Raw genomic sequence first — 12437 nt, forward strand, 5'->3', positions numbered from 1 at the left:
AAACCGCACCCCTGTCCGGAGCGCCGGGTCAGCGCTCCGAGAGGGCCACCGCCGTCGCCACCGCGAGCCCCCGTTCGTGTGCCAACGAGACCGCGATCGGGCCGCACCCAATCGACTCCGCCAGCGCCGCGGCCGCCCCGGACAGCTCGACCGTGGGGGCCCCGTCGGCATCGAGCACGACGGCGACGTCCCGCAGCGGGATCGCCTGGTCCGGAGCCGGCCGGAGCAGCTTCACGACGGCCTCCTTGCCCGCGAACCGGGCAGCGAGGCGCTCAGGGTCGTCGCCGGTGTCGGTGCGTTCCCGCAGGGTGAACACCCGGTCCAGGTACCGCTCGCCGTGCGCCGTCACGGCGTCGACGACGTCCTCGACCGCGGCGAGGTCGGTGCCGGTGCGGATGGTCGTCACGAGGAGCAGGCTACGCACGAGTTCTCCACAGCGCATTCCCCGAGGAGCATGGGGCGCCGAGGGGGTTCGTATGATCGTCGCCAGGGACCACCGAGGGGGAACGATGGCATCACCGTGGACGGGCATCATCGAGGACGCGCGGCACTACCCGTCGCCGCACAACTCGCAACCGATCGTCGTGCGCGTCGAGGACGACCGCACCGCGACCGTGTTCTACGACCTGCGACGGGGGTTGCCGGCGGAGTCGTTCGGCATCCCGTTCGGGCACGTCTGCGCCGGGGTGTTCCTGGCCGGGCTCGACGTGGTGGCACGAGCGCACGGGTTCACCGTGCAGGAACGGCTCGACCACGCCGAGATGGACTTCGGACGACTCGGCGCCGGTCCGGACGACCACCTGCACCGGCTGGGCACGGTGACGTTGCGTCCGCACCTGGTCACCGTGGACGACCGGGAGGCCCTGGCCGGCTTCCTCGCACGGCGCACCTCGCGCAGGCCCTACGACGCAACACTCGTCGACGCCACCGCGATCGAGGCCGCGTCCGCCATCGCGTCGGAGGCCGGGCAACGCTTCCGCACCACCGACGACCGGGCCACCGTCGACGAGATCGTGCGCGTCAACCAGGAGACCCTGTTCGACGACCTGCAACACGACGCCGTGCACGACGAGATCCTGCACTGGCTGCGGTTCTCGAAGCGACAGGCAGCAACCACCGGCGACGGGCTGTCCGCCGAGACGATGCTCATGCCCGGCCCGGTGCTCCGGTTCGCCATGGAGCACCGCGGGCTCTGGCAGGCCCCGGGCATCGGCGGGGTCTTCCGCAGGGTGTACCTGTCGACCATGCGGGGCGTCCGACAGCTCGCCTGGCTCGAGGGGCCGTTCAGCACCCCGGCCGAGTACGTCGAGGCCGGACGGGTCTTCATGCGCATCTGGCTGGAGTTCTCCGCCCGCGGCATCGCCATGCACCCCTTCGGCACCGTGATCACCAACCCGCGATCGCACGCCGCGTTCGTGGAACGTGCGGGCGTCGACGAGTCCGACGGGCGGATGGCCTGGATGCTGTTCCGCTTCGGACACAGCGACCCACCACCGCTGGCGCACCGCCGACCCGCAGCAGCGATGACCCTCGGCGGTGCCCGGTGAAACGCGCAGCGGTGTTCTCGGTGGTGTGGGTGGTCGAGACGTTCGTCGCGCTGTTCATGCCCCGCGTCGGCACCCACAAGCTCCTGCTCACGCCGGGCATCGAGCCGCTCCGCTGGACCCTCGGACGCTGGCGCGCCTGGCGGACCGCGGAACGGGCTGCGAAGCGGGTCCCCGCGTACCGGGCGTTCCTGGCGGAGTCCGGACGCGCCTCCAGGCTCGACACCCGTGGTGGGATCGCCGCGGCGATCTCGGGACTGCCCGAGATGGACAAGGACTCCTACGTCAGGCGCTGGAGCATCCCCGAGCGCTGCGTCGACGGACGCCTGCCCCGACGCGGCGTCGTCGTCGACGAGTCCAGCGGGTCGAGCGGCACCCCGACCAGCTGGGTGCGCGGCCCCGACGAACGCCAGGCCACCCGACAGCTGCTGCAGCTCGGGTTCTCCCGCACCGCCAAGGACCTGTCGAAGCAGCCGTTCGTGCTCAACGCCTTCTCGCTCGGGGCCTGGGCCACCGGGATGAACGTGACCGCCTCGCTCACCGAGTCCTCCATGATCAAGTCGATCGGCCCGGACCGCGACAAGATCGTGCAGACGATGCGCGAGTTCGGCACCGACTTCACCTACATCATCTGCAGCTACCCACCGTTCCTGAAGGCCCTGTTCGAGGACGACCGGCTCGACTGGAGCCGGTACACGATCGTCGCCGCCTTCGGAGGCGAGGGCATCAGCGAGAACATGCGCGCCCACATCGAGCAGTACGCCCAAGCCGTGCTCGGCTCCTACGGCGCGAGCGACCTCGAGATCAACCTCGGCATCGAGACACCGTTCAGCGTGCGGCTGCGCCGAGCGATCGCCGCATCACCGGAACTCTCCGCCGCCCTGACCAAGCAGGGCGAGTACGGGGTGCTGCCGATGGTGTTCCAGTTCAACCCGTTCGGCTACCTGATCGAGACGAACGACCTCGGCGAACTCGTCGTCACCATCGCCCGCTCCGAGAACATCAGTCCACGCATCCGCTACAACATCCACGACCGCGGGCACGTGGTGCGGATGCAGGAGCTGCGGTCCGTGCTGCGGGCGACCGGACACGCGGCGCTCGCCGCCGAGGCCGAGCTCGACCTGCCGCTGCTGTTCCACTACGGCCGGTCCGACCTGTCCGTCGACTACAACGGCGCCGTCGTCGCACCCGACGTGGTCCGGGACGTCGTGTACGGCGACCCGGAACTGCTCGAGGCCGTCGAGAACCACCGGCTGATCAGCTACGAGGACGACCGCGGCGACCGGCAGCTGCACATCGCGTTCCAGCTCGCCTCGGGTGCGGGCGGGTTCGACGCCGATGCCGCTCGCGGCGCCGTGGTCGCGGAGCTGCGCCGGCTGAACAAGGACTTCTCGAACGCGATCCGCACGGCGCCGCCCGGCACGCTGCCGACGGTGGCGTTCTACCCGTACCGGACGGGGCCGTTCCGCGAGGACGGCAAGAAGCTCAAGAACGAGTACGTGTGGCAGCTGCCGGCCGGGTCGGTCGAGCAGTGGGACCTCGACCTGTCGTGGGTCGCGGCGAAGGAGGCCTGAGCCGAGCCGGTTCCGGCGCTAGTCGTACTGCGGCGGCCAGTCGAAGGGCGCCGGCAGGTGCGGGACCTCGCCGACGGTCGTGACGACGAGGACGACCTGGCGCAGGTCCGTGAGCTCGATCGAGCGCGGGTTGCCGATCCTCCGGTGTCCGTCGACCCACACCGTCAGTTCGCCGCGCAGGCCACCGACGTGCTCCGGACCGAGCGAGACGCCCCACTCGTCGAAGAACTGGCCGAGCGTGAAGGGCTGTTCCGTCGGCGACTCGACGTGCACGATGCCCGAGGTGTCGTGCGTGTGGATCTCCGCGGCGAACTTCCGGCTGTCCGAGTGCCCGATGTTCGCCGGGACGGTCACCGGTTCGTCGCCGTCCAGGATCGTCAGGTGCGTGTGCACGTGCTCGGCCAACCGTTCGCCCCAGACGTTCCGGAGCCCGGCGGCCTCGGCGCGGGCCGCCAGGTCGGACGGACGTGGCCAGGGCGGAGCATCGCGGGCGGTGACCGGTCCGGGTGCGGCACACCCGGACAGCAGCAGGAGTGCGGCCACCGCGACCGCGACGCTCCGCAGGTTCACCAGCGGTCGTGGACGCTCGGGCGGAACCACGTGTCGTACAGGTCGTGCACGGTGGCGTCGAGGCCCTCGATCGGCGGCAGGTCGCCGGCTGCGGCGTTCGAGCGCGCCTGCTCCGGGTTGCGCGCGCCGGGGATCGCCGCGGTGACGCCGTCCTGCGCGAGGATCCACGCGAGCGCCGCCTGCGGGACCGAGACGGCGTCGGGCAGCGACGCCGCGAAGGTCTGCGCGGCGCGCACGCCGTCGTCGTAGTCGACGCCGCTGAAGGTCTCGCCCTGGTCGAAGGCCTCGCCGTGGCGGTTGTAGTTGCGGTGGTCGCCCTCGGCGAACGACGTGTCGGTCGTGTACTTGCCGGAGAGTAGCCCCGAGGCCAACGGGACGCGCGCAAGGATGCCGACCCCTGCCTCCCGGGCCGCCGGCAGCACGCGGTCGAGCGGCTTGAGCCGGAACGCGTTGAGGATGATCTGGACGCTCGCGACGCCGGGCCGGGCGATCGCGGTGAGGGCCTGGTCGGCGGTCTCGACGCTGACGCCGTAGGCGGCGACCGAGCCGTCGGCGACCAGCGCGTCGAGGGCGTCGTAGACGGCGTCGTCCTGGTAGACCGGGGTCGGCGGACAGTGCAGCTGCACGAGGTCGAGGGTGTCCTGCCCGAGGTTCCTCCGCGAGCGGTCGACCCACTCGCGGAAGTTCGCGGCGACGTAGTTCTCGGGGACCTGGTCGGCGCGACGGCCCATCTTTGTGGTGATCGTCAGTGGCACGTCGGGGTTCGCGGCACGCCACGCGCCGATGAGCTGCTCGCTCCGGCCGTCGCCGTAGACGTCGGCGGTGTCGAACAGGGTGACACCCGACTCGACGGAGGCGTCCATGACGGCGTTCGCGTCGGCTTCGGAGACGGGACCCCAGTCACCGCCGAACTGCCAGGTGCCGAGACCGATGGGGGAGACGGAGCGGCCGGTGCGGCCGAGGGTGCGACTCTGCATGCGTCCGAGCGTAGTCAGACGCGCACGGGCGGTGTCCAGTCGGGCGGGGTTCGGCCGAGCAGGGTTCGGCCGAGCGGGGTTCAGCCGATCGTGGAGACGCCACGGCGCAGGAGCGCTCGCGCCGCCCGGGCGCGGGGGATGACCCAGACGGCTGCCCACAGGGCCATCGCGCTCCACAGCAGGATGAGCATCGTCGTGATGAGCGTGCCGTGCTGGTCGCGCATCGACCACGTCATCGCGATCCACAGCACGCCGAGGACGACCTTGCCCCAGCCAGCGCCCTCACGGTCCGCCTGGGCCTGGACGAGCGGGATCCACTGGTCCGCCGGCACACCCGCGGGCACCTGACCGTCGGCGATCCACTCGCGCACGACGATCGACCGTTCGTAGCCACCCTCGGCGCGCCAGGCGCGGCGCTGCAGGACGACGGCGATCGCGGCTCCGGCCGCCGCGGTCGGGATGCCGACCGAGACCAGGACGGTGGTGGTCGCCTCGGTCCACGAGGACAGGACCAGCATGACCAGGACGACGGCGAAGGCCGCGCCCGTCACGCCCGCACCGAGCAGGCGGAGCCGCCCGGCTTCGTCGAGGACACCGACTCCGACACCGTTCACGGGAGAGAGCGTACCTGCGGTGATCGGGGGCCGGGCTGTTCGTCAGCCCAGTGCCAGCAACCAGCACATGCCGGCGGCGGCGAAGGCCATCGCCCAGCTCACCAGGCTGCCGATCAAGAAGTACTCGGCCTGGTAGCCGGTCGTCTCGCGGCGGATCTCGGGGAAGCGGACGATCCCCTTCGCGGCGATCAGCGCCGCGACGACGGGGAAGGCGCCGGCCAACGAGAACCCGGCCAGCAACAGGCGCTCGATCGGGCCGATCATGCGTCCGCCCTTGAGGGTGACCGTGCCGTCTGCGTCTGTGTCTGCGTCTGCGTTCCCGTCGTCCGCGGGAGCCCGGGTGGTGCGGCGCCAGTCGAAGCGCTTCCGGCGGGTCGGTTCGGCCGCCACTGCACCGGCCCTTGCGTCGGGGGACAGCCCCGGTGGCAGCGCCTGGGCGACGACCACGTTGGCCGAGTCGACCAGGAACAGTGCGGACCCGATGCCGGCGACGAGCGCCGGGAGCGGCACCGCTCCGACGAACGCCGGGCCGGCGTCACGGTGCCAGTCGACCACGAAGCCGGAGGCGTCGGCAGGCGGCACCCAGAGCAGCAGCACGGCGACGGCGACGGCGAGCAGGACGGCCGGCCAGGACCCCGAGCGTCGGAGCCAGGGGAGTGTCCGATCGCGACCGCCGGGTGCACCGCCGGACCGCACCGGGATCGTCGTCGCGACCCACAGGGCTGCGAGGACGACCGCGACCAGCACCGTCCAGACCGCGAGGCCGAGGCCGAGCACCGCCACGGTCGTCACGGCGGCCCAGAGCACGACGATCACGGTGGTCGTCAGCACGCGTCGTGGTGCGGCGTCGGTCCCGGTCCGTGCGCGGACGACGTCGGCGAGCCCGACCAGGGTCAGGAGGACGCCGGCGAGCATCAGCGGCCCCCATCGCCGAGGACACGCAGGCCCTCGACCAGGGCGGCGACGCCCGACTTCTGCACGGACTGGGACACCGCCGACGGGGTGATCCCCTCGTCCGCGGCGATCTGCGCCTGCGTCCGGCCCTGCACCAGACCGAGTGCGATCCGGCGGGCGCGGGGTGCGAGTCGCGAGACGACGTGGTCGCGGCTGAGGAAGTAGGCGTTCACGAGTCGCTCCGTCGTTCCGTGGCGGTCGTCGGCGTCGTGGTACCAGGACCGCAGGAACGCGGTCCTGCCGTCCTCGCGCCGGTGGGTCTCGTTGATGGCGTCCCGCGCCGACCACCAGCCCGGGCCGTCCTGCAGCGGCCCGGCGCCGCCGGTGCCGATCGTCCGGACCTGCCCGCGGCCGATGCCGAGGCGGATCTGCACGGTCGGAGGGAGTGCGAGGGTCGCGGCCGTCGTCGCCACGAGGGCATCGGTGAGCGTGCCGTAGATGACCTGGAACTCGTCGCCGACCGTGGCGTGCAAGGGGTCGAGCGCGGCGACGTCCGCGGTACTGTCGAACGCGCGCTCCACGTCGTGCTGGGCTGCGGAGCGGTCCTCGAGCATGCGGGAGTCGACCAGGTCGACGATCACGGCTACGACTGGCTCGGACTGCATGGGTTAAGCATAGAGCTTCATATCGTCGAAAGTAAGCCTCGGGCTAAACCACCGCGGTCATCAGCGCTGCCGAGGTGTGGCCCTCGGCTCGACGACGATCGAGTGCTGACGCCCTAGGATCGTGGTGAGGGCCTTTAGCTCAGCTGGTAGAGCGCCACGTTTACACCGTGGATGTCGTCGGTTCGATCCCGGCAGGGCCCACCGAGAGGACCCTGGTCGCTGGCGTCGTCTGGCCGCTCGGTGGTCAGCTGGTGGGGACCACGTCCCAGTGCTCGCGGATGAGGCCGCCGTCGACGCGGAACAGGTCGGCAGCGAGCAGCGGATCGCCCGGCTTCGCGCCGACCGCCCGGGAGAAGGTCCAGACGATGTCACCGTCGGAGAGCGAGATGACGGACTGCTGCGCCGGGAACTGCGCACCGCTCCCGAACAGCTGCTGCAGCGCTGCAGTCCCGTTCGGGGCAACGGAGTTGTGCTGCAGGTACGCCGGGTCGAAGGCGCGGTCGAGGATCGAAGCGTCGTGGTCACGGAACAGCGTGTCGTACGCCGAGACCGCGAGGACGCGGTTGCGTTCTTCCTGACGTTCCGACGGCGCGGTGGTGGGGTGTGCCGGCCGGTACAGGTCACTGAACATGGTGTTCGTGTTCCCGCTTGCCGGGGTACCCGTCGGGATGGGCTGCTCGAGCGACCAGTGCTCCACGATCCGACCGTGTTGGAGACGGAACAGGTCGACGGCGGCATCCCCGCGTCGTTCGTCGCGCGGGTCCGGTGCGATCTGCCAGTGCACCGCGACGAGGTCGCCGTCCGCCGCGGTGCGCTTGATCACCGCTTGGGCGCCAGGGACACGGGTGCGGTCCGCCGAGAACTGGGCGAGGAGGCCCTTCGGTCCGGTAGTGGTTCCCGCGCCGTGCGTGACTGCGCTCGAGGACACGAACCGTGCCGCGAGCTGCCGGGACGACCTGCTGTCGGGATCAGCGAAGCTCTGGGTGACGAGCGTCCGGACGATGCAGGCGTTGCGGCGTTCGGTGGCGGTGTCCCGCCGGTCTCCGGCGACCGTCACGGTCGGCTTCGAGTGGGTCGCGGGAGCGGCCGCTGCCGGCGTGGAGACGACGAGGCCGGTGAGGAGGGCGGCTCCGGCGATGGCCGCGGCGCCACGGGCCATGCGGCTGCTTCGTGTGCGTGTGATCAGGTCGTTGGTCATGGTGTGCTCCTGCTCGTGTGTGGTTGACGGGACTGGACGCGGGTCACTGCGCCGCGATGGCTGCGAGGCCTTCGGCGAGCGGGGTCGTCGGTCGGCCGATGAGCGCCTCGAGCTCCCCGCTCGTGTGGGCGAGGGCCCCGTCGCGGATGCCCGCGTCCAGGGCCACGACGAACGCGACCGTGCCCTCGTCGAGCCCCGCTGCCCGGAGGGACGCTGCGTGTTCGTCCGTGCTCAGTGCCTGGTAGCGCACCGGTGCACCGATGACGTCGGTGAGGGCGTCGGCGAGCTCGGCGTGGGTCCACGCGACGTTGCCGGAGAGCTCGAACACACGCCCGGCGGTCTCGTCGTCGAGCGCCGCCGCCGCGGCTGCTTCCGCGAAGTCGCGTCGACTGGCGCTGGCGACACGGCCGTCGCCGACACTGGCCGCGATCACACCGCTCTGCCGCGCGACGTCGATGGCGGTCGCGTAGTTCTCGGTGTACCAACCGTTCCGGAGGATCGTGGCGGGGACACCGGAGGCGGCGATGGCCTCCTCCGTGGCCTTGTGCTCAGGGGCGAGGATCAAGTCCGAGCGGCCAGCATCGAGGACGCTCGTGTAGATGATCCTGCTGGCGCCGGCCGCCGCGGAGGCGTCGATCACCGCGGTGTGCTGCGCGACGCGTTGCCCGACGGCATCGCTCGAGATCAGGACGACGACGTCGCCGGCACCGATGACGTCAGCGATCGTGCTCGGACGGGAGTAGTCGAGCACGGCGGTGCGAACCCCCAGTGCCGCCAGGTCTTCGATCCGCGTGAGGTCGCGCGACGTCGCGATCACGGACCCGGGGTCGGCCCCGCGTTCGATGAGGGCCTCGACGACGAGGCGGCCGAGGTGGCCGGAAGCGGCGGTGACGATGATGGACACGAGGTCTCCTTCAGCAGTGTTCAGCGGGTGATCGCAGCATCGCAGGAAACCCCCCTGTACGGAGGTACGCACCTTTTCGTAAGCTACTTACATGGATGTCGGAATCGTGGAACCGCCCGCACCGCCCGCGCAGGATCCAGCCGCGTTCGCTCGCTTCCCCTCGGCGTGTCCTACGCGAGTCGTTCTCACACACGTCACGAGCCGGTGGGGTGTCCTCGTGCTCCTCGCGCTCGAGCCGGGCGGCATGCGTTGGGGGGAACTTCGACGCACCATCGAGGGGATCAGCGAGAAGATGCTCGCCTCCACCCTGCGGACACTGGAACACGACGGGATCGTGAACCGGGTCGCGCAGCCCACGATCCCGCCCCGGGTCGACTACTCACTCACCGACAGCGGCGCCGAACTGGCCGCACGACTCGTCCCCCTCATGGACTGGATCGTCGAGCACGCCGACACCATCGTGGGTCGTGCCGCTGATGACGACGGACATCCATCGGCCTGACTTCGCGTCTCGGGCCCGCGGACGCGGACTGCTGGGTCCCAGCGGCAACGCAACGGCTCCGCGCTGAGTGCCGGGGCGAGGGGGCGGGACAACGGTCGATGCGTGCTCCTCGTTGTCGAACCGGCGGGACACGACCGCTCCCGACCCGTAGGCTCGCAGTCGGACCCACCGGTGCACGGGGCGCACGGTGGGATCCGAGGGGGAACCACATGTCCATCACATCCAGGATCACCACCGCGGGGACGGCGACCGCGATCGTCGTGCTCGCGATCTCCGGCTGCGCCGGGACCGGCACCACGGCACCGGGGACGGAGCGGGCCGCACCGCGGTCGGCGGCGCCGACACCGACACCGACGGAGGCGCGGACCTCGCCAACCACCGCCGACGCTGCGACGAAGGACCTCACGTTCGAGGACGGCGACGCGCTCTCGGCGAGCACGCTGCCCGCGTTCGGGCTCGAGGTCTCGGCGCTCGACGGCTGGGAGCAGACCGGCGAGGACCCGACCACCGGGTCGCGGGAGTACACGAACGCCGACGGTTCCGTGGCGACGATCACGCAGCAGCGGCTCACCGACCTCGACCCGACGATCGGGGACCGTGCCGCCACCGAGCAGCTGTTCACGGCCGCGGGGCTGCCGGCCGACCGACTCGAGGAGCAGCTGCTGCCGACGATCACCGGCGGCACCGCGCAGTTCCTGTCGATCGCGGGCCACAACACGGACGGGTCGTGGTCGGCGACCGTGGCGCGGGCGTTCGCGAAGCCCGGCGCAGCGCTCATCGTGAAGGTGCGGACGACCTCGCAGGAAGCGCTCCGACCAGACCTGCACGACATCCTCGTCAACGCGCAGGTGGTCGTCGCCTGACGACCCAGGCGACGGAACGGGAGACGGACGGGAGGCCCGGTGCCAGCTGGCACCGGGCCTCCCGTCCGTCTCGTGGGGACCCTGGGACGTTCGCCGCCGCCTCCGCGCCGACCGCCCGTTCCAGCCGCGCGGGGAGGGCAGAGCTGGGAACAGACTCGCAACGTCGTCGAAACACGCGCGCGGTGGGGTGGATGCATGGACGTCACCACCACGGATCGTGCTCCCGCTCGCTGGTACCAGTCGCTGTTCGTGCAGATCGCTATCTGCGTGGCCCTCGGCATCGCCGTCGGGGTCTGCTTCCCCGCGGCCGCGCCGGTGCTGAACGTGGTCGGGCAGGGGTTCATCCGGCTGATCGAGATGGTGATCGCGCCGCTCGTGTTCATCGTCGTGGTGACGGGCATCGTGCACGTCGGCGACCTGCGGTCCGTGGGCCGGATCGCCGGCAAGGCGATGGTCTACTTCCTGCTCGCCTCGTCGTGCGCACTCGTGTTCGGGTTGCTGGTCGGCAACCTCGTGCGCCCCGGGGCCGGTCTGCGGGTCGACCCGTCGTCCCTCGACGCCTCCGCCGTGGCGGCGAAGACCGCGGGCGGCGCGGCTCCGGACGCCGGCACCTTCATCCTCGACCTCATCCCGTCGAGCGTCGTCAACGCATTCGCGACGAACGACATCCTGCAGGTGCTCGTCTTCGCGGTGTTCGTCGGCGCGGCGATCGCCGCGATCGGGAGCGACCGTGCGCGACCGCTCGTGCGGGGCCTCGACCTGTGCCTCGAGGTCGTCTACCGGATCCTCGGGTGGGTCATGCGCCTGTCGCCGCTCGGTGCGTTCGGCGCGATGGCGTACGTGGTCGGCCAGTACGGCATCGACACCCTGGGGTCGTACGGACTCCTCATCGCCGCCTGCTACGGCGCGGCGGCGGTGTTCATCGTGGCGCTGCTCGTCGGCGGGCGGCTGCTGTCCGGGGTGCCGATCTGGCGGTTCGTCTGGCACACCCGGGCCGAGTTCGGGCTGGCCCTGGGCACGGCGTCGACCGAGGCCGGGCTGCCGCGGATGATCACCCGGCTCACCGAGGTCGGCGTCTCCCGCAGCGTCGCCGGGCTCGTCGTGCCGACGGGGTACTCGTTCAACCTCGACGGGGCGGCGATCTACCTGTCGATCTCGCTGCTGTTCCTGACCCAGGCATTCGGGGTGCCGTTGACCCTCGAGCAGCAGGTCGCCGCGCTCGGGGTGCTCCTGCTGACGTCGAAGGGCATGGCCGGGGTGCCGGGCTCGTCGTTCCTGGCGCTGTCCGCCACGGCGACGAGTCTCGGGCTGTTCCCGGTGGCGGGTGTCGCGCTGCTGCTCGGAGCCGACCGGATCATGGACGCGATGCGGGTGAGCGTCAACCTGCTCGGCAACTGCGTCGCGACACTCGTGGTGGCGCGGTGGCAGGGCGAGCTCGACCGTGAGCGGGTGGACGCGGTGCTCCGGCCCGGGCGTGGGGTGCGGCCGTCGTCGGAGCCGGAACCTGCTGCGGGTGCTGCGGGTGCCGCGGGTGCAGCCGCGGTGTCGGCGCCGGTTCGGTGAGGGCCCTCGGCGCGGTCAGCGTTCGAGGACGGCGCGCTGCTGGTCGTACTGCTGGCGGGTCCGGCGGCCGCCCATCTTGCGGACGACTGCGCCGGAGGGGTCACGCGTGATCCGCCACCAGATCGCGGTGCAGAGCGCGTCGACCGGCAGGATCGCTCCGAGTCCGATCAGGAGCTGCCGACCGAGGTCGGTGCGCCAGGGCAGCCCAGACAGCTCGAGCGCGGTGATCACGAGCAGACACACCAGGATGGTGATCGGGCCGAGCCAGAGCTTCCGCACGGTGCGCTGACGCGCCGCGTCGAGTTCCGGCAGCTGCGCCAGCGGCAGCGTCGAACCGACGTGCTCACGCGGTTCGCCGCCGACGATGTCGGCGGACGGCCCCGGGACTGCAGCAGCGGCGTCGCTGTCCGCGGCGGGACGCCACACCACGTCGTCCAGATGCTCCACGTCGTCGTCGATGCGGAACCATCCGCCTTCGAAGGCGTCGGCAGCGGCGTCGGGATCGGCGCGAGGCGTCGTCGTGGTCACGTCGGTCATCTTGGCAGCAACCATGGCTGCTGCGGCACCAC

Annotated in this window: 14 protein-coding genes and 1 tRNA gene; 6 read left to right on the forward strand and 9 right to left on the reverse strand. The window is 71.3% G+C overall.

Features of this window, described 5'->3' with window-relative positions; genetic code table 11:
• Window positions 1–28 precede the first annotated feature (28 nt).
• Complete coding sequence (locus tag OE229_RS10330) at window positions 29–406, reverse strand: holo-ACP synthase (protein ID WP_262137871.1); 378 nt, start codon at window positions 404–406, stop codon at window positions 29–31.
• A 103-nt stretch (window positions 407–509) separates the two neighbouring features.
• Here OE229_RS10330 and OE229_RS10335 point away from each other — a divergent pair, with 103 nt between their 5' ends.
• Both OE229_RS10335 and OE229_RS10340 read left to right on the forward strand, forming a co-directional pair.
• Window positions 510–1547: a nitroreductase family protein gene (locus OE229_RS10335; RefSeq protein WP_262137873.1), complete on the forward strand. Its 1038-nt coding sequence runs from the start codon at window positions 510–512 to the stop codon at window positions 1545–1547.
• Window positions 1544–3118 carry a phenylacetate--CoA ligase family protein gene (locus tag OE229_RS10340; RefSeq protein ID WP_262137875.1) on the forward strand — a complete coding sequence of 525 codons (1575 nt, stop codon included), beginning with the start codon at window positions 1544–1546 and terminating at the stop codon, window positions 3116–3118. The genes OE229_RS10335 and OE229_RS10340 overlap by 4 nt, the downstream gene beginning before the upstream one ends.
• A gap of 18 nt (window positions 3119–3136) precedes the next feature.
• Here OE229_RS10340 and OE229_RS10345 read toward each other — a convergent pair whose 3' ends face one another.
• The 5 genes from OE229_RS10345 to OE229_RS10365 all read right to left on the reverse strand — a co-directional run bounded on the left by OE229_RS10345 (window position 3137) and on the right by OE229_RS10365 (window position 6838).
• The gene (locus tag OE229_RS10345; RefSeq protein ID WP_262137877.1) at window positions 3137–3688 is read right to left on the reverse strand and encodes a hypothetical protein; all 552 of its coding nucleotides are present in this window, start codon (window positions 3686–3688) and stop codon (window positions 3137–3139) included.
• On the reverse strand, window positions 3685–4665 hold the full coding sequence (locus tag OE229_RS10350) for an aldo/keto reductase (protein WP_209134654.1): 981 nt from the start codon (window positions 4663–4665) through the stop codon (window positions 3685–3687). The genes OE229_RS10345 and OE229_RS10350 overlap by 4 nt, the downstream gene beginning before the upstream one ends.
• Before the next feature lie 80 nt (window positions 4666–4745).
• Window positions 4746–5279: a hypothetical protein gene (locus OE229_RS10355; protein WP_056068335.1), complete on the reverse strand. Its 534-nt coding sequence runs from the start codon at window positions 5277–5279 to the stop codon at window positions 4746–4748.
• 42 nt (window positions 5280–5321) lie between these two features.
• Window positions 5322–6194, reverse strand: coding sequence for a hypothetical protein (locus OE229_RS10360; protein ID WP_262137879.1), 873 nt, complete (start codon window positions 6192–6194; stop codon window positions 5322–5324).
• Window positions 6194–6838, reverse strand: coding sequence for a SatD family protein (locus tag OE229_RS10365; RefSeq protein ID WP_262137880.1), 645 nt, complete (start codon window positions 6836–6838; stop codon window positions 6194–6196). The genes OE229_RS10360 and OE229_RS10365 overlap by 1 nt, the downstream gene beginning before the upstream one ends.
• A 128-nt stretch (window positions 6839–6966) precedes the next feature.
• Between OE229_RS10365 and OE229_RS10370 the strand changes: the two genes are divergently transcribed.
• Window positions 6967–7039, forward strand: a tRNA-Val gene (locus OE229_RS10370).
• A gap of 43 nt (window positions 7040–7082) precedes the next feature.
• On the opposite strand, the gene OE229_RS10375 is transcribed toward OE229_RS10370, so the two are convergent.
• Both OE229_RS10375 and OE229_RS10380 read right to left on the reverse strand, forming a co-directional pair.
• Window positions 7083–8036, reverse strand: coding sequence for a nuclear transport factor 2 family protein (locus OE229_RS10375; protein ID WP_262137882.1), 954 nt, complete (start codon window positions 8034–8036; stop codon window positions 7083–7085).
• 43 nt (window positions 8037–8079) lie between these two features.
• A complete protein-coding gene (locus tag OE229_RS10380) occupies window positions 8080–8940 on the reverse strand; it encodes an NmrA family NAD(P)-binding protein (protein ID WP_263344427.1) in 861 nt (286 codons plus the stop codon).
• A 91-nt stretch (window positions 8941–9031) separates the two neighbouring features.
• Between OE229_RS10380 and OE229_RS10385 the strand changes: the two genes are divergently transcribed.
• The 3 genes from OE229_RS10385 (at window position 9032) to OE229_RS10395 (ending at window position 11868) form a co-directional block, all read left to right on the forward strand.
• Entirely contained in the window at window positions 9032–9442 is a 411-nt protein-coding gene (locus tag OE229_RS10385; protein ID WP_262137889.1) for a winged helix-turn-helix transcriptional regulator, read from the forward strand.
• Between the two features lie 209 nt (window positions 9443–9651).
• Complete coding sequence (locus tag OE229_RS10390; protein WP_262137894.1) at window positions 9652–10305, forward strand: hypothetical protein; 654 nt, start codon at window positions 9652–9654, stop codon at window positions 10303–10305.
• 195 nt (window positions 10306–10500) lie between these two features.
• Window positions 10501–11868 (forward strand): cation:dicarboxylate symporter family transporter, encoded by a 1368-nt coding sequence (locus tag OE229_RS10395; RefSeq protein WP_262137896.1) that lies wholly within the window; start codon window positions 10501–10503, stop codon window positions 11866–11868.
• A 15-nt stretch (window positions 11869–11883) separates the two neighbouring features.
• On the opposite strand, the gene OE229_RS10400 is transcribed toward OE229_RS10395, so the two are convergent.
• Window positions 11884–12405: a hypothetical protein gene (locus OE229_RS10400; RefSeq protein ID WP_209134639.1), complete on the reverse strand. Its 522-nt coding sequence runs from the start codon at window positions 12403–12405 to the stop codon at window positions 11884–11886.
• Window positions 12406–12437: the final 32 nt, after the last annotated feature.

It is taken from the genome of Curtobacterium poinsettiae (assembly GCF_025677645.1).
Classification (GTDB): Bacteria; Actinomycetota; Actinomycetes; order Actinomycetales; family Microbacteriaceae; genus Curtobacterium; species Curtobacterium poinsettiae_A.

Coding starts and splice junctions, on each gene's coding strand:
- OE229_RS10365 (WP_262137880.1), bottom strand. CDS start 6,838: ATGCAGTCCGAGCCAGTCGTAGCCGTGATCGTCGACCTGGTCGACTCC.
- OE229_RS10360 (WP_262137879.1), bottom strand. CDS start 6,194: ATGCTCGCCGGCGTCCTCCTGACCCTGGTCGGGCTCGCCGACGTCGTC.
- OE229_RS10350 (WP_209134654.1), bottom strand. CDS start 4,665: ATGCAGAGTCGCACCCTCGGCCGCACCGGCCGCTCCGTCTCCCCCATC.
- OE229_RS10390 (WP_262137894.1), top strand. CDS start 9,652: ATGTCCATCACATCCAGGATCACCACCGCGGGGACGGCGACCGCGATC.
- OE229_RS10385 (WP_262137889.1), top strand. CDS start 9,032: ATGGATGTCGGAATCGTGGAACCGCCCGCACCGCCCGCGCAGGATCCA.
- OE229_RS10375 (WP_262137882.1), bottom strand. CDS start 8,036: ATGACCAACGACCTGATCACACGCACACGAAGCAGCCGCATGGCCCGT.
- OE229_RS10400 (WP_209134639.1), bottom strand. CDS start 12,405: ATGACCGACGTGACCACGACGACGCCTCGCGCCGATCCCGACGCCGCT.
- OE229_RS10395 (WP_262137896.1), top strand. CDS start 10,501: ATGGACGTCACCACCACGGATCGTGCTCCCGCTCGCTGGTACCAGTCG.
- OE229_RS10335 (WP_262137873.1), top strand. CDS start 510: ATGGCATCACCGTGGACGGGCATCATCGAGGACGCGCGGCACTACCCG.